Origin of the sequence: Rhodococcus chondri (assembly GCF_036327435.1) — a bacterium.
GTDB classification, from domain to species: domain Bacteria; phylum Actinomycetota; class Actinomycetes; order Mycobacteriales; family Mycobacteriaceae; genus Rhodococcus; species Rhodococcus chondri.
In genome coordinates this window covers 1-15,090 of record NZ_JAUZMZ010000017.1, presented here as the reverse complement: position 1 = coordinate 15,090, position 15,090 = coordinate 1, and the positions used below count along the sequence as shown (strand labels likewise).

Sequence of the window (15,090 nt, the reverse complement as noted above, 5' to 3'; positions counted from 1 at the left end):
GCCCGGCATTCCCCGCGGCGCCCGGCATCGGCCGGGTCGCCGCGGGGAATGTTCGTCTACGGGCTGTGGAGCGGCGGAATCGTTTTCGCCTCGTGTACGAAGCGTTCCATCCTGCCGTCTTCGGCGGGATCACCGGAGAGGCCGAGACTTATTCCGTCGCAGTGGTTTGCGTACCACTCGCCGAGTAGGCCGGGAAGCTCGTCCCAGGTGCCCGCCGGTAGGAGACGGTCGAGCACGTCGTTCGTGAGAAGACTTGGCAGCGAGGACCATTCTCCGGCCGCGACCATTTCGGTGAGTTCCGGTCCGAGATCGGGCAGGTCCAGGAGTTCGAGCTGGCGGTGGTACGCGGGTGTGCTGTAGAGGAAGGCGAGTTCGCGGCGACGCTCGTCGCGGCACGCATCCACTTCATCGCGAGTCCGGCCGACCAGTGGCCGAACGTTGACCACGATTCGGGGCCCGCTGTCCGTGCGCCCGGCTGCGGCCGCCCCGGCCTGGAGGGCAGGACGAATCCGGGCCTCCAGGTACCGCGGGTGCGAAGCTGCGGGGTGGCAGACGAAGCCGTCCGACACCTCGCCGGCGAGTTCACACATCCCGCGATTCACACCGCCGGTCCAGAAGCTCGGTGGCGCACAATCGATCGGCCCGGGATCGAAATACGGCTGGAGCCGGTCGAATCGGTAGTGCGGTCCTTCGTGATGGAGGCCGGAGCCTTCCTGGAAGGCACGGAAGATCGCGCGAACCGATCCGATGTAGTCCCGGAGCCGACCGACCGGGTCGGTCCACGCCGTCGAATAGCGGCCCACGATGTTGCCCCTGACCTGCGAGGCGAGGCCGAGTTGGAAGCGCCCGTTCGAGTACCGGGACAGATCCCATGCGGCGTACGCGGTGACCATGGGACTTCGAGGGAAGGCCACCACCATGCTGGTGCGCACGGCCAGCGTCGTGGTGTGCTCGAGAGCGAGCACGCTCGTCACGAACGGGTCGTGAATCGTCTCCGGCACGTGCAGCACGTCGAACCCGAGTGTCTCCGCGCGGCGCGCGTGCCCAGCCACATCTTTCAACGGTGTGTCGGCAGGTAGGGAAGCGATCAGTTCCACGAGACGTCCTCGATCCTCGACGGATTGGTGTGTCGGGACGTCCACCGCCGAACACGCGGGGAAGAACACGCGGGAGCGGACATGAGGGTGATGAGATCGTCACCGAACTCCTCGGACGATACCGCGAGGTAGTTGTCGCTCGCGTTCGCGCCCTGGACATCTCGGGCTGTACCGGCTGAGGGGGTAAGGCTACGAAGATCTCCATTTTACCGCACATACGTTCGATTCCGACTATCATTCGAATATGAGTTCGACTGGGGGGTTCGAGCAGGTCGACGGCATCGTCGCGGCCACCGACGCATTCTGCGCCCTCGATCTCACCGCGCTGTCCGACGAGCAGATCACGCGGGTGCTGCAGACCGCCGAGACGGTGCGGCGCCGGTTGGACGGCCTCGATGCCCGTGTCGTGGCCCAGGTGCAGGAGCGGGGCCTGCACGAGGCGGTGACACTGTCCACTCCGCAGAAGTATCTGATCGATCTGCTGCGCCTGTCGCGGGGTGAGGCGACCCGGCGGGTGCACGCCGCCCGGGTGCTCGCGCCGCGGATCGTGCCCAGCGGCGCGAGGCTCGACCCGATCCTGCCGGTCACCGCCCGCGCCCTCGCCGACGGGCGGGCGTCGGCCGCGCACGGGGAGGCGGTGCGCAAAGTCGTCGAGAAGATCCCGGGCCGGTTCGACTCCGACGCGCGCGAGCAGATCGACGAAATTCTGGGCATCCTCGCGCGGTCGTCGACCCCCGAAGACATCACCACCGCAGGGATCGCGTTGCTGGCGCGGTTGGATCCGGACGGGGCGCTCCCGGACGAGCGGGATCGAAAGGCGCGCCGATCACTGCGGGTGGGACCGCAGGGGGCGGATCTGATGTCGTCGTTGCGCGGGGATCTGCACCCGGCCACCCGCGCGAAACTCGAGGCGATCCTGGCCAAATGGGCGAGGCCGGGCATGAACAATCCCGACGACCCCGACTCACCGCGCGGCAGCATCGATCGGCCCGAGTTGGACCCGATGGCGATCGAGCAGGCCGCGAAGCGGGATCTACATGCACCCGACCAGCGTCTGCACGATGCATTCGACGCGCTCTGCACCCTGGCCCTGTCGTCGGGTGCGCTCGGGCAGCACCGTGGTCTGCCGGTGACGGTGATCGTGACCATGACCCTCGAGCAACTCGAAACCGGCACCGGTGTCGCGACCACCGCCACCGGCGGGGTCGTGCCGGTGGCGGATGCCCTGGCGATGGCCGAGAAGATCCATCCGCTGCTCGCACTGTTCGATCACACCGGTGTGCCGCTGCACCTCGGTCGCGGCAAACGCCTCGCAAGCCGGGACCAGCGGCTGCTGCTCACCGCGTGGCAGCGCGGCTGCACCCGACCGGGCTGCGACGTGCCCGCCGCGCACTGCGCGGTGCACCACCTACGTGAGTGGCGCGACGGCGGCGCCACCGACCTCGACAACCTCGCGCTGGTGTGCGACGCCGACCACGCCCGCATCACCGGCACCGACGCGGGATGGACCACCACCGCCGACCCGCACGGCGGCCGGCCCCGGTGGACCGCGCCGCACCTGCTCGACCCGACCCGCACCCGGCGCCGCAACCACCGGCACCACCCGCACGAGCTGCTCACCGGAGCCGCCGCGGCAGCACAGCAACACCGGCCGAAGCGACACCGGATCCATCGGCGGATCTGCTACACCACACCGACCGAGGGACACCCCTCGGCAACCCAGGCGCTCTCCGCGCTGCTCACCGGTCGCCCGGTGCCCTGAACATTCGGGCGTCCGAAATCGGGCGCTCGAGAGAAAGACTCAGTTGGTGCCGAGCGCGTTCTTCGCGGCGTCCTGAGCGGTATCGACCTTGTCCGAGAACTTTCCGCCGGTCTTCTGGTCGGCCACGTCGCCGACCTTGTCGATCGCCTGGTTCACCTGGTCCGGATGTTCCGCGGCGAGTTCCTTGCCCTTGTCGACGAGACCTTTGACCTGATCCATGAAGCCCACTGTGTGTCCTTTCGTTCGTGTATCGAGCGAACGAAGTTTGCCACAGCAACATGGACGCGCGACGCCACGCACCGCGGCGGGTTGCCGGGGTGCGTGGCGTTCTGGGTCTGGAGTTACAGAGTGCCCAGCGTTACGAGTTACCAGGCGTCACGGAGTCCGTGGACCGGGCTGAGCCTCGGGTCCCGGGTTCGTTTCCGGTCCCGGCGCGCCGCCGGGTCCGGGCTGCGCGCCCGGTGCCGGATTGTGCGTGGTGCCGAGGTGACGGCGCGCGGCGTCCTGAGCTTTGTCGACATGCTGGGAATACTTGCCGCCCGTCCGCTGGTCGACCGCGTTGCCGGCCTTGTCGATGGCACCGCTCGCCTTGTCGGGATTCTTCGAGGCGTAGTCCTTACCCTTTTGAACGAGGCCCTTCACCGAATCCATGAAGCCCATCTCCCGCTCCTTCCGTTCGAGTGGAGTGGTCCGGTCGACAGGATGCCCGGAGCGCCGCCGATAGAAACCTGCGTCGAACGTCCGTCAGTGCTCGCCCGGAAGCAGATCTTCCGGAGCAGCGAAGAGCCGGCGGTGTTCGCCGTGCAGTCTGCCCGTCACCCACCATGAGATCTCTACAAGCACCACCCCGATCGCTCCGCAGGTCAGCGCGATCGTCGAGTACGCGACATTCGATGGGTCGAGCGCGAAGAACTCGCGGGTGAAGGGCAGCGAGAACAGAATTACGTACCCCAGCACCGAGCCGCCGAGCAGCGCGATCTTCCACCACTGGTACGGCCGTGCCACTACCGCCAGCACCCAAAGCGCGATCATGATGAGCGTGATGAGAGCCGATGTTCCGGCCTGTACCTTCTGCGCCTCGGTCTGATCCGGTCCGCCGTAGACCAGCACGTAGCAGACAAATGTGGCGACACCGATGATCACACCCGACGGAATCGACAGACGCATCACCCGCGACACGAAGCCCGATCGGGCACGCTCGTTGTTGGGCGCCAACGACAGGAGAAAGGCGGGAATGCCGATGGTGAACCATGCGGCGATCGTCACGTGCCGCGGCAGGAAGGGGTAGGGCAGCGGCTCGAAGTCGAAGAACTGGGACAGCACCCCCGAGATCCCGACGAGAAATGCGAGCAGCACCGAGTAGACGGTCTTGGTGAGAAACAGGTTCGAGACCCGCTCGATGTTGCCGATCACCCGTCGCCCCTCCGCAACCACATACGGAAGAGTCGCGAACGTGTTGTTCAGCAGCACGATTTGCGCGACCGATCGTGTTGCGGGGCTGCCCGACCCCATAGCGACACCGATGTCGGCATCCTTGAGTGCGAGCACGTCGTTGACGCCGTCCCCGGTCATCGCCACCGTGTGCCCGCGCGACTGCAGCGCCCCGACCATCGTGCGTTTCTGGTCGGGACGCACCCGGCCGAACGTCGTCGACGATTCGACCACCTCGGCGAGTTGCGACAGGTCCTCGGGCAATGTGCGGGCATCGATCGGCGCGTCGCCGCGCGGCAGCCCCAGCGACGACGCGACCGCCCCTACCGACACCGCGTTGTCCCCGGAAATGACCTTGACGTCGACCTTCTGGCTCGCGAAGTATTCGAGCGTGGGTTTCGCGTCGGGACGGATGCGCTGCTCGAGCACGACCAGCGCTTCGGGTGTGACGACGCCCGGGGCCAGCGCGTCGTCGACGGGGCGGTCGCTGCGCGCGAGCAGGAGTATCCGCAGGCCGCGGGCACCGATCTCCTCGGCGCGCCGGGCCGTAGCCGAGTTCGGATCCAGGAGCACATCGGGCGCGCCGAGCAACCAGTTGCCGTGCTCGCCGTAGGACTGCCCACTCCACTTCTTCGCCGACGAGAACGGCGCGATCGCGGTCGGCTCGCCCCAGCCGGGCACGCCGGGGAACGCCTCGGCAATCGCCGCGACACTCGCGTTCGGTCGGGGATCGTCGGCGGCCATCGTCGCCAGCGCCGCGCGCTCGGGCTCTCCGTCCCCGGTGCCGACAAGTTCGAGCTCGGCCAATCGCATGCCGTTCTCGGTGAGCGTGCCGGTCTTGTCGGCGCAGACCACGTCGACGCGGGCCAGCCCCTCGATTGCCGGAAGCTCCTGCACGAGGCACTGCCGCCGGCCGAGCCGGATCACACCGACCGCGAACGCGATCGACGTCATCAGCACGAGTCCTTCGGGGACCATCGGAACGAGCGCCGCGACCATGCCGCTCAGTGCCGGACCGAGGGCCTGGCCACTCGAGAACAGCTGGTTGTAGATGATGAGCAGCCCCGCCGGAATCATCAGATACGTGATGAACCTGAGGATCTTGTTGATGCCGGCGTTGAGTTCCGAATGCACGAGCGTGAACTTGCTGGCCTCCTCTGCGAGGCGGGCCGCGTACGCGTCCCGGCCGACCTTCGTCGCCCGATAGGACCCGGCGCCTGCCGACACGAAGCTCCCCGACATCACCGCTGTGCCCGGCGACTTGTCGACCGGATCGGCTTCACCGGTCAGAAGGGATTCGTCGAGTTCGAGGGCCTCGGACTCCAGGACGATGCCGTCGACGACGAGCTGGTCGCCCGGACCGAGTTCGATGATGTCGTCGAGCACCACATTCTTCGGTGACAGTTCGGCACCGGTACCGTCGCGGCGCACCACCGGTTTCGCCTGGCCGACGATCGCGAGTTTGTCGAGGGTCCGTTTGGCGCGGACCTCCTGGATGATGCCGATCCCGCTGTTCGCGATGATCAGCAGGCCGAAGATGCCGTCGACGATCGAGCCGGTCGCCAGCACGATGAGCAGCAGCACACTGAGAATCGCATTGATCCTGGTGAACACGTTAGCTCGGACGATGTCTCGGATCGACCGCGAGGCACGGTCGGGCACGTCGTTGGTCTCGCCGCGCGCGACACGTTCGGCCACCTGATCGGTGGACAAACCGTTTGCGATATAGCCGGGATCGGGTACGAACCCGGGCACGGTCTCGACCACCGTGGTGGGCTCTTCGACTGCCATGGGAGACAAGGTTAAGCCAGTGCCGCGTCGGATGTTCGGTGCGTCAGCCGAGCGGTACCCACCATGGCTGCAGAGCAGGGGGCCGCAGTACGTCGATGCGCTGTCCGGGCATGGGAACCGCGGTCGTCACATCCTCGTGCTGCGCGGCGGGAAGGAGCCGGGCGATGGGTTCGGACCATGCGTGGAACGCGAGGTTGAAGGTGCCCCAGTGAACCGGGACGAGCAGGCTGTCGCGGCGTTCGACACCGCCGAGGTCGAGGTGGGTGCGCACGGCTTCCTCGGGATTCATGTGCACGTCCGGCCAGCGCTGGTCGTATGCCCCGACCGGGAGCAGCGTCAGGTCGAAGGGCCCGTACTTCTCCCCCAGGTCGGCGAAGCGCCGGGTGTAGCCGCTGTCACCACCGAAGAACACGTTGCGGGTGGGACCGGTGATCACCCACGACGACCACAATGTGAGGTTGCGCTGCAATCCCCGCCCGGAAAAGTGCCGGGCCTCGGTGCAGGTGATGGTCAGGGCTCCGACCTCGGTGTGCTGATCCCAGTCGAGTTCGACGATGCGGTCCTCGGCGATCCGCCACTTCCGCAGGTGGGCACCCACGCCGATCGGCGCCAGGAAACGCACGTGCGGTTGCAGGGCGGCGAGGGTTTCGACGGTGACGCGATCGAGGTGGTCGTAGTGGTCGTGTGAGATCACGACGGCATCGATGCGGGGAAGCGCCGCGAGCGCCGCCGGTGTCGGGTGCATGCGCGCGGGGCCCACCGTCCGCGACGGGGACACCCGCTCGCTCCACACGGGATCGGCGAGCACTCGGTAGCCGTCGATCTCGACGAGCACGCTCGAATGCCCGTACCAGGTCGCGGCGAGTTCGGCGGCGTCGACGGGTGCGATGTGTGGCGCCAACGGCACCTCGGCCCGGGGAGTTCCGCGGGAGCCGCGCGTGAGCATCTCCTTGAAAAGACCGCCTCCGCTCTCCGGTCCGAGCACGTGCGCCGGATCGGTGTTGTGGAACCGGCCGTCGCGGTATCGCGGTGACCCGGCCGCGTACGGGCGGATATCGGACACCGATGCACCGAGCGAGGTGGGCAGTCCCTGCGCAGCCCGCGCGACCCACATCGCCCCGGCTCCCGCCAGCGCCGACGACGTGATCCGGGTGATTCGGCCTGTCACTCCCATCGGCTCTGTCACTCCCATCGCACTGTCACTCTCATCGTCCCCGGAAGACGGGATCGCGGCGTTCTCTGCGCGCTGCGCGTGCCTCCTGCGCGTCCTCACTGAGCCACGCCGCGGCGAGCGCAGACGTTTGCGCCGCATCGGGTTCGTCGCGGGTGCCGTCGTCGTTGAGGAACAGTTTGTGGGCATACAGCGACAGCGGTGCGAGTTTCGCGATCTCGTGCGCCCATTCCTGGGCGGTGGCCAGATCGCCGAGCCGGTTGGCCAGTCCCCGTGACAGCGCTTCGTCCGCCTCGATGGCTTCGGCCGCCAGCAGAACCGTTCGGGCAGGACCGCCTCCGGCAAGCGAGGCAAGCCGGCGGACGGTCCACCGGTCTACCGAGATCCCAAGTCGCGCAGCGGGAACGCCGAATCTACCTTCGGGCGCCACGACGCGAAGGTCCGAGGCAAGTGCCAGCTGGGTACCGGCGCCGATCGCCGGGCCGTTGACGGCAGCGATCACCGGGAGGGGTGCGGACTCGATGGCGAGGAGCATTTCGCCGAGATTGTCGAGGAATCCCTCCGCATACACGTCACCCGACAGGTCCGCCCCGGCACAGAAGGTGGTACCGCGACCGGTGATCACCACTACGCGCGCATCGTCGTCCACGGCCTGCTCGACCGCCTCACGAATCTCCACGCACAGTTGCGAGTTGAGCGCGTTCCGTCGCTCCTCACGGCGCAATTCCAATGTGACGACGTTCCCGTCGCGGCTGATCCCGATCATGAATGCCTTCCCTGTCGTTCCCTGCGCCGAATCATCCCATCGGCTGCGGCGGGAACGCGCAAGAGGACCGCCCGAACCATCCTCCCATGGGACCATCGGCACTGGCACAGCGTATCGACTCGGCGAACAATGAGAGGGACGGATCACTATCTCCACCGAGGCGGCCGAGAACCACTCCCGGGAGCGATCATGAGCACACCGATCATGGGCACACCACGCAATCCCGACATCGAGTCCGTGCGGGTGGCCGTGACACTTGCGTGCCGGGCGCCGTCCGTGCACAACAGCCAGCCGTGGCGCTGGCACTACACCAACGGCCGGCTCGAGCTCTCCGGCGACCGCAGCCGGGTCCTGCCCATGATGGATCCGTCGGGCCGGCAACTGGTGATCAGTTGCGGCGCCGCCCTCGACCATCTCCGCGTGGCCTTCACCGCTCTCAAATGGTCCACGCGGATCGACCGGTTGCCGGAGGGACTGCATTCGGAGACTCTCGCGACGATCGGTTTCGGGCGCGACGCACGACCCGCATCGCACGATTTCGATCTGCTCTCGTCGATCAGGCGCCGCTACTCCGACCGTCGTCCCTTCGGTCCCGCGGCGGAAATCGAGCGCGTCGTGGCCGCCGCGGTCGCGCCTCCCCACGTGCAGGTGACGACGGTTCCCCAGGACGGGCGCGCCGTTCTCGCAGCGGCAACCGAACTCTCCGCGGCGTCGCGTCGATACGACACCGCATATCAAGATGAATTACATTGGTGGACAGGTCATTCCACCACGACTTCCGGAATTCCACGCGAAGCCCTGATCCCGGCGGACCTGCGCCGCCGGGTCGATGTCGGCCGGCTCTTCCCGGCGGGGAGCAAGGGCGCCGCCGATACACCGATGCCGGACGCCGATCGGTCGACGGTTCTGGTGATCAGCACCGACACCGACGAGCGGCCGGATTGGCTGGCCGCCGGCGAAACGCTGTCCGCGCTTCTACTCGCTGCCACGGTCGAAGGGCTGGCGACGTGCCCGCTCACACACGTCACCGAACTGAAGAGCAGCCGGAACATGATCGCCCACCTGCTGCCCGAGGAGGGCTACCCGCAGGCGCTGATCCGGATCGGCAAGGTGGAGTCCGAAGGCAGACCGCAGGCCACACCTCGCCTTCCGACAGATGCAGTGCTGTCGGTGGACCCGCGCACGCCCGGAAAATCGCGCCTGCCCTGAAATCCTCGCCCCGGCATCCCGGAGCGCTGACCGAACAGGAGTTGTCGCTTGAAAACTCTCGTCGCATATGCCACCGCACACGGATCCACCCGGGGCGTCGCCGAACGCATTGCCGCACAGCGGAAGAACTCCGGCGACACGGTCGAGTCGATGCCGGTCGACGAGTTCGTGGATCCGAGCGCCTACGACGCGGTGATCATCGGAAGCGCTGTCCACAACGGGCAGTGGCTCCCGGAGGCGGTGTCGGCGATCGAGCGGTGCCGCACCCGGCTCGCGGGCAAAGCCGTGTGGACCTTCTCCGTGTCCTCGATCGGCGCGAGCAGCGCGATCGTATCTCCCGCGATCGCACGCCTCCTGAGGAAAGTGACTCCCGAGCCCGAAGCGGTCGAGATATTGCGGACCGTCGCCGATATGCGGGGCCATCGCTTCTTCGCGGGTGCGATCGCTCCGGGAGACTGGCCCGGCAAGGGGAAAATCGTCTTCAGGTTGATGGGTGGAAAATACGGCGACGCCAGGGATTGGCAGGACATCGACAGCTGGGCTTCGTCGATCCGATGAGGGACCGGCGCCGGACCCTCGACTCACTCGTCGTCGACGCGGGGGCGGCCGGGGCCGCGGATCCGGCCCGCATCCCGCGGCATCCGTCCGGCCTCTGTCAGCGCGCGCCGCAGCACGAACTCGATCTGTGCGTTCGTGCTGCGCAGCTCGTCGGCGGCCCACCGCGCGAGCGCGTCGTGGACCGCCGGGTCGAGCCGCAGCAGCACCTTCTTACGTTCGGCCATGCCGATCGGTTCCCTACTGGTAGAGCGAGCCCGTATTGAGGACGGGCTGGGCGCTCTGATCGCCACACAGGACGACCAGGAGATTCGAGACCATCACGGCTTTGCGTTCCTCGTCGAGTTCGACGGTGTGCTCGGCCTCGAGCCGCTCCAGTGCGGTGCCGACCATGGACACGGCGCCCTGGACGATCTGCTCGCGGGCCGCGATGACGGCGCCGGCCTGCTGACGCCGCAGCATCGCCTGGGCGATCTCCGGCGCGTAGGCCAGCTGGTTGAGCCGCGTCTCGATCACCCGCACCCCGGCCGACCGCACTCGATCGTGGACCTCCTCCGACAGCTTCGTGGTGATCTCGTCGGCGTTCTGCCGCAGCGACATCACCGTCGGAGCGCCGTCGTACGGGTAACTGCCGGCAATGTGGCGGACGGCCGCTTCGGTCTGCACGGACACGAACTCTTCGAAGTCGTCGACGTCGAACACCGCACGGGCGGTGTCCTCGACCTGCCACACGATGATCGCGGAGATCTCGATGGGATTGCCGTCGGCGTCGTTGACCTTGGCCCGGCCCGTCTCGTGGTTACGGATACGGGTGGTGATCTTGCGGCGCGAGTTGAGCGGGTTCATCCACCGGAGACCGGGTTCGCGGAGGGTGCCGGAGTACGAACCTCCGAGCAGTTGCAGCACGCGGGCTTCGTTGGGCTCCACCAGAACCAGGCCGGCCAGACCGACAGCGGCGATGACGGACACCACCGCCCCGACGACGATCAGCGGCACGTTGATTTCGAGCGCACCCCACACGATCAGCGCAATCGCTGCGACCTCGACGACGAGTCCCGCGCCGAGGACAGCCCATCCGTTGAACGAACGGCCCGGCCGCTCGCTGCTGGTGGTCGATTCAGGTGTGTTCACGACTCCCCTCCCGGGTTCCGACCCTTGTCGGATACCAATACGATATTAAAGTGATATCACATTTTTGAGGCTGCCGCCCGTGGAGCGAGCCGTGACACCGTTCGCGACGTACATCCCGCCGCCACAGGGCATCATGAGTTACATCGGCCCGACGGGAGGTACACGATGGCGAGGTTCGGCACAGCCGCCGCCGCGACGCCCGTCGACGTGGTGGTGATCGGCGCGGGCCAGGCAGGGCTGTCCGCCGCCTACTACCTGCGCAAATTCGGACTGCGCCCCGAAGCCGGATTCGTGGTGCTGGACCGGTCTTTCGGCCCCGGCGGGGCGTGGCAGCACCGGTGGCCCTCACTGACATTGAGCACCGTCAACGGTATCCACGACCTGCCCGGCTCGTCGCTCGCGGAGGTGGTGGGCTCCACCTCGGGAGAGGTGCCCGCGGCAGCGGCCGTGCCCGAGTACTACGCCGACTACGAGAAGAGGTTCGAGTTGCCGGTGCACCGGCCGGTACAGGTCAGCGTGGTATGCGACCGCGGCGATCACCTTCGGGTCGAATCCGACGCCGGCGTGTACGCGGCACGTGGACTCATCAACGCGACCGGAACATGGGAGCACCCCTTCGTACCGTGGTATCCGGGAACCGTGCGCTTCCGCGGCAGGCAGATGCACACGAAAGACTATCGCAACGCCGGCGAACTGGCGGGGCAACATGTCCTCGTCGTCGGCGGTGGCATCTCCGCGGTGCAACTCCTCGACGAGATCTCACAGGTCACCGCGACCACCTGGGTCACCCGACGCGAACCTGCTTGGCGCGAAGAGGAATTCACGCCGGAACTCGGACGTTCGGCGGTAGCGCAGGTCGAAGAGCGGGTGCGGCAGGGCCTGCCGCCCGGCTCGGTGACCTCGGTGACCGGACTGCCGATCACGCCCGCGATCCGCGCGGCACGCGACCGCGGGGTGATGCGCCGGTTACCCATGTTCAGCGAGATCACCGAGACCGGCGTGCAGTGGGCCGACGGATCCATCCTCGACGTCGACGTCATCTTGTGGTGCACAGGGTTCCGCAGTTCGCTCGACCACCTGGCACCGCTCGAGCTGCGCAACGCCGGCGGCGGCATCACGCTGACCGGCCGACTCGCGACCCAGGTGGAGGGCGATCCGCGTATCCACCTCGTGGGGTACGGCCCGTCCGCCTCCACGATCGGCGCCAACCGCGCCGGCCGAGCGGCGGCCCGCGAAATCATCGATTATCTGTCCGCGGAGGCAAATTCGAGGTGAGGGGGCGCAGCGGATCGTTGCTACTGGTTGCGCTCGCCACGGCCGCGAGCGTGCTGGTATCGGCCCCTGCCACCGTCGACGTCACCGTCGGCATCTCCGCACTGCCACCGGTCGTACCCGTGGTGGCACCTCCGCCGCCCGCACTCTCCCCCGAGGAACTCGCCGTCCGGGCGGTGCCGGTGGTCGTCACCATCGATGCCAGGCACGGGTGGACCGGCGTCGCGGGCACGGGGATCGTCCTGTCCCCCGACGGAACAGTGCACCCGCGACATCGCGGTGCTGCAACTCGGGTCGGCGAGCGAGCTCCCCGTCGCAGTGCTCGCCGAATCCGCGCCCCCGGTGGGCACTCGGGTGACGGCATTCGGAAACGCCGACGGTGGGGGCGCGGTGGTCTCGGCGCCCGGAACCGTTGTCGCGGTGAACCGCAATGTGGTGGTGCGCGACTCCACCGACGGTTCGCGCGACCGGCTGAGCGGCATGCTCGAGACCGACGCGGCGATCCGGCCGGGTGATTCGGGCGGACCGCTCGTCGACGAGTTCGGCCTCGTGGTGGGAGTGAACACCGCCGGTACCGTCGACCGAGACGTCCAGGCCGCCGATCGCCGCCCCGAGGCCTACGCGGTACCGATCGTCGACGCACTCGCTGTGCTCGCACAGGTCGAGACGGGCGTGAGTGACGGCACGGTCCATGTCGGTCCCACCCCGCAGCTCGGCGTCAGCGTCACCACCTCCCGGTCCGGCGCGGACTCCGGCGCGGTAGAGAGCGGCGTGGAGGTGCTGTGGGTGTCGTACGGGACGCCGGCATACGATGCCGGGCTCGAAATCGGTGACGTGGTAGTCGCTTTCGATCGGCAACCGGTGAAGTCGACCACCGAGCTGGAACGGCTGCTGCTGCACCGGCGTCCCGGCGACACGGTGTACGTCGAATGGCGGGACGGGATCGGCCGGTCGCACGGCGCCGACGTCACACTCGGCGCCGGCCCCGCGCGGTGACCCGGGCCCGGAGTCCGCCGCGAAGAAAATCGGTTGCCGGTTCGGTTCGCCGTCGTGACACTTGACCTCGAGTCCGCTCGAGGTCGGATGATCGCAATCGGATGACAGCAGGGCGACACCGACACCGGAGAGATCATGCAGAACGACACCGCGACCGCACGGTCCGAGGCCCGGCGTGGCTGGGTGCGCGGACCGATCCGTCCGTTCCGGTTCGCGCAGTACCGCCTGCTCGCCGGGTCGCTGACCCTCGGGCTGCTCGCCGCCGGGGTGTGGCTCGTCGCGCTCGTGTGGCAGGTCATCGAAATCGGCGGCGGTCCGGCACAACTGTCGCTCGTCGCGGCCGGTCCGGCGGTCGGGATCGTGCTCACGAGCCTGGCGGGGGGCGTACTCGCCGATCGGATTCCGCAGCGCAGCATCCTGCTCGTGGTGTTCGGCGCCCGGGCCGCGCTGGTGGCCTTCGCCGCGCTGCTGGCGGTGACCGGGCACGTCGCGTTCTGGCATCTCGCGCTCGTGGGATGCGCCGTGGGTCTGGCGAACGGATTCCACTACCCCGCGTACAGCGCGCTGCTTCCGTCCATTGTGCCGCCGCGGGATCTGCTGGCCGCGAACGGTATCGAAGGCGTGCTGCGGCCGATGTGCATGCAGGCCGCCGGACCGGCTCTGGCGGGCGCGGTGGTCGCCGTATGGTCCCCCGGCGTGGCACTCGGACTCGTCGCCGTGCTCGAAGCGGGAGCGGTGCTGTGCCTGCTCGCGTTGCGACCCACCCCGGTCCGGCGCGACCTGACGGTCGAGAGCCGTCACCCGTTGCATGCGGCCGTAGTCGATGTTGCCGAGGGCTTCCGGTACATGGTGCGCACACCGTGGTTGCTGACCACTCTGCTGTTCGGATCGATGACGGTGCTCCTTCTGATGGGACCCATCGAGGTTCTGATTCCCTTCGCGATCAAGCAGATCCCCGGTGGCGGTCCCACCGATCACGCTGTCGTCCTCGCCGCCTTCGGGGTGGGAGGTGCGGTCGGTTCGCTGGCGATGGCTTCCCGGCGCCTGCCGAGGCGGTACCTGACGGTGATGATCCTGATGTGGGGTGTCGGGTGTGCACCCCTGGCGATCGTGGGCGTCACCGGATCGATAGCGGTGATGGCGGGAGCCGTGTTCGTCGTCGGTGCGCTGTTCTCGGCACCCACCGTCATCTGGGGGACGCTGCTGCAGCGCCGTGTCCCGCCGCACCTGCTGGGACGGGTGTCGAGCCTGGACTTCTTCGTGTCGCTGGTGTTCATGCCGGTGTCGATGGCGATCGCAGGACCGGTTGCGCTGGCCGTCGGGCTCGCTCCCGCGTTCCTGCTTGCCGGGACACTCCCGATCGTGCTGGCCGCCGCCGCGATCGTCGCGGCGCGGATGCCGCGGGACGAACTCGAGCATCCCCTCGACGTCACCGTGGAACAGGTGCCGACGTAGTGGCCGCCGGGTGGCCGGGGTATCCGCGTGGCATCCGGATGGTGGTGGATACAGGGCTGGGAATCGGTGCGCTCACAGCTACCTCCTGACCTGTACGGACCCGGGCCGGAGGGCGACGTCGTCACGACAGCGATAATCGTGAGGTGAGCGCAACACTACGTATCAGCGGCCTGTCCGCGTCCCGCGGCGAACGCACCCTGTTCGAGTGCCTCGATCTGACCGTCGCCCCGGGCGACGTCATCGGTTTGGTGGGTGCGAACGGCGCCGGTAAGTCGACGCTCCTCACGACCCTGGCCGGCGTGGGCAGCGCCGATGTCACCGGCACCGTCAGCCTGAGCCCGCCCGACGCGACGGTGGGTTACCTCGCGCAGGAACCCGAACGCGTCGCCGGGGAGACGATCCTCGGTTTCCTGGGCCGCCGCACCGGGGTCACCGCGGCCGAGCACACCATGAA

The 15,090-nt window shown here is 67.9% G+C and carries 14 protein-coding genes and 1 pseudogene; 7 read left to right on the top strand and 8 right to left on the bottom strand.

The window, feature by feature from the left end; genetic code table 11:
* Positions 1 to 56 precede the first annotated feature (56 nt).
* On the bottom strand, positions 57 to 1,097 hold the full coding sequence (locus tag Q8814_RS05025; protein ID WP_330150920.1) for a TIGR03617 family F420-dependent LLM class oxidoreductase: 1,041 nt from the start codon (positions 1,095 to 1,097) through the stop codon (positions 57 to 59).
* Positions 1,098 to 1,341: 244 nt separating this feature from the next.
* Between Q8814_RS05025 and Q8814_RS05020 the strand changes: the two genes are divergently transcribed.
* The gene (locus Q8814_RS05020; protein WP_330150919.1) at positions 1,342 to 2,859 is read left to right on the top strand and encodes an HNH endonuclease signature motif containing protein; all 1,518 of its coding nucleotides are present in this window, start codon (positions 1,342 to 1,344) and stop codon (positions 2,857 to 2,859) included.
* Positions 2,860 to 2,898: 39 nt separating this feature from the next.
* Here Q8814_RS05020 and Q8814_RS05015 read toward each other — a convergent pair whose 3' ends face one another.
* From Q8814_RS05015 to Q8814_RS04995, 5 genes are all read right to left on the bottom strand, one after another.
* Positions 2,899 to 3,078, bottom strand: coding sequence for an antitoxin (locus tag Q8814_RS05015; protein WP_408015837.1), 180 nt, complete (start codon positions 3,076 to 3,078; stop codon positions 2,899 to 2,901).
* A gap of 156 nt (positions 3,079 to 3,234) precedes the next feature.
* Positions 3,235 to 3,519, bottom strand: coding sequence for an antitoxin (locus Q8814_RS05010; RefSeq protein WP_330150917.1), 285 nt, complete (start codon positions 3,517 to 3,519; stop codon positions 3,235 to 3,237).
* An 84-nt stretch (positions 3,520 to 3,603) separates the two neighbouring features.
* The gene (locus Q8814_RS05005; RefSeq protein ID WP_330150916.1) at positions 3,604 to 6,081 is read right to left on the bottom strand and encodes an HAD-IC family P-type ATPase; all 2,478 of its coding nucleotides are present in this window, start codon (positions 6,079 to 6,081) and stop codon (positions 3,604 to 3,606) included.
* A 43-nt stretch (positions 6,082 to 6,124) separates the two neighbouring features.
* Positions 6,125 to 7,273 carry an MBL fold metallo-hydrolase gene (locus Q8814_RS05000; protein WP_408015836.1) on the bottom strand — a complete coding sequence of 383 codons (1,149 nt, stop codon included), beginning with the start codon at positions 7,271 to 7,273 and terminating at the stop codon, positions 6,125 to 6,127.
* A 13-nt stretch (positions 7,274 to 7,286) separates the two neighbouring features.
* Positions 7,287 to 8,018, bottom strand: a complete 732-nt coding sequence (locus tag Q8814_RS04995; RefSeq protein WP_330150915.1) for an enoyl-CoA hydratase — start codon at positions 8,016 to 8,018, stop codon at positions 7,287 to 7,289.
* A 189-nt stretch (positions 8,019 to 8,207) separates the two neighbouring features.
* On the opposite strand from Q8814_RS04995, the gene Q8814_RS04990 reads away from it, so the two are divergent.
* Positions 8,208 to 9,227, top strand: coding sequence for an Acg family FMN-binding oxidoreductase (locus Q8814_RS04990; RefSeq protein ID WP_330150914.1), 1,020 nt, complete (start codon positions 8,208 to 8,210; stop codon positions 9,225 to 9,227).
* Positions 9,228 to 9,275: 48 nt separating this feature from the next.
* On the top strand, positions 9,276 to 9,785 hold the full coding sequence (locus Q8814_RS04985) for a flavodoxin domain-containing protein (RefSeq protein ID WP_330150913.1): 510 nt from the start codon (positions 9,276 to 9,278) through the stop codon (positions 9,783 to 9,785).
* Between the two features lie 23 nt (positions 9,786 to 9,808).
* Here Q8814_RS04985 and Q8814_RS04980 read toward each other — a convergent pair whose 3' ends face one another.
* A complete protein-coding gene (locus Q8814_RS04980) occupies positions 9,809 to 10,009 on the bottom strand; it encodes a hypothetical protein (RefSeq protein ID WP_330150912.1) in 201 nt (66 codons plus the stop codon).
* A 13-nt stretch (positions 10,010 to 10,022) separates the two neighbouring features.
* Positions 10,023 to 10,913, bottom strand: coding sequence for an SPFH domain-containing protein (locus Q8814_RS04975; protein ID WP_330150911.1), 891 nt, complete (start codon positions 10,911 to 10,913; stop codon positions 10,023 to 10,025).
* A 165-nt stretch (positions 10,914 to 11,078) separates the two neighbouring features.
* On the opposite strand from Q8814_RS04975, the gene Q8814_RS04970 reads away from it, so the two are divergent.
* The 4 genes and pseudogenes from Q8814_RS04970 to Q8814_RS04955 all read left to right on the top strand — a co-directional run.
* Positions 11,079 to 12,188: an NAD(P)-binding domain-containing protein gene (locus Q8814_RS04970; RefSeq protein WP_330150910.1), complete on the top strand. Its 1,110-nt coding sequence runs from the start codon at positions 11,079 to 11,081 to the stop codon at positions 12,186 to 12,188.
* Positions 12,185 to 13,181, top strand: a pseudogene (locus tag Q8814_RS04965) (S1C family serine protease). Before Q8814_RS04970 ends, Q8814_RS04965 begins: the two are co-directional and overlap by 4 nt.
* A gap of 135 nt (positions 13,182 to 13,316) precedes the next feature.
* On the top strand, positions 13,317 to 14,636 hold the full coding sequence (locus Q8814_RS04960) for an MFS transporter (RefSeq protein ID WP_330150908.1): 1,320 nt from the start codon (positions 13,317 to 13,319) through the stop codon (positions 14,634 to 14,636).
* Positions 14,637 to 14,779: 143 nt separating this feature from the next.
* A partial coding sequence (locus tag Q8814_RS04955; protein ID WP_330150907.1) for an ATP-binding cassette domain-containing protein occupies positions 14,780 to 15,090 on the top strand: 311 nt, incomplete at its 3' end.

Bases quoted from the DNA above. Each gene is read 5' to 3' on its own strand.
- Q8814_RS05020 (WP_330150919.1), top strand. From the start codon at position 1,342: ATGAGTTCGACTGGGGGGTTCGAGCAGGTCGACGGCATCGTCGCGGCC.
- Q8814_RS05015 (WP_408015837.1), bottom strand. From the start codon at position 3,078: ATGGATCAGGTCAAAGGTCTCGTCGACAAGGGCAAGGAACTCGCCGCG.
- Q8814_RS05010 (WP_330150917.1), bottom strand. From the start codon at position 3,519: ATGGGCTTCATGGATTCGGTGAAGGGCCTCGTTCAAAAGGGTAAGGAC.
- Q8814_RS05005 (WP_330150916.1), bottom strand. From the start codon at position 6,081: ATGGCAGTCGAAGAGCCCACCACGGTGGTCGAGACCGTGCCCGGGTTC.
- Q8814_RS05000 (WP_408015836.1), bottom strand. From the start codon at position 7,273: ATGGGAGTGACAGAGCCGATGGGAGTGACAGGCCGAATCACCCGGATC.
- Q8814_RS04995 (WP_330150915.1), bottom strand. From the start codon at position 8,018: ATGATCGGGATCAGCCGCGACGGGAACGTCGTCACATTGGAATTGCGC.
- Q8814_RS04990 (WP_330150914.1), top strand. From the start codon at position 8,208: ATGAGCACACCGATCATGGGCACACCACGCAATCCCGACATCGAGTCC.
- Q8814_RS04980 (WP_330150912.1), bottom strand. From the start codon at position 10,009: ATGGCCGAACGTAAGAAGGTGCTGCTGCGGCTCGACCCGGCGGTCCAC.
- Q8814_RS04970 (WP_330150910.1), top strand. From the start codon at position 11,079: ATGGCGAGGTTCGGCACAGCCGCCGCCGCGACGCCCGTCGACGTGGTG.
- Q8814_RS04960 (WP_330150908.1), top strand. From the start codon at position 13,317: ATGCAGAACGACACCGCGACCGCACGGTCCGAGGCCCGGCGTGGCTGG.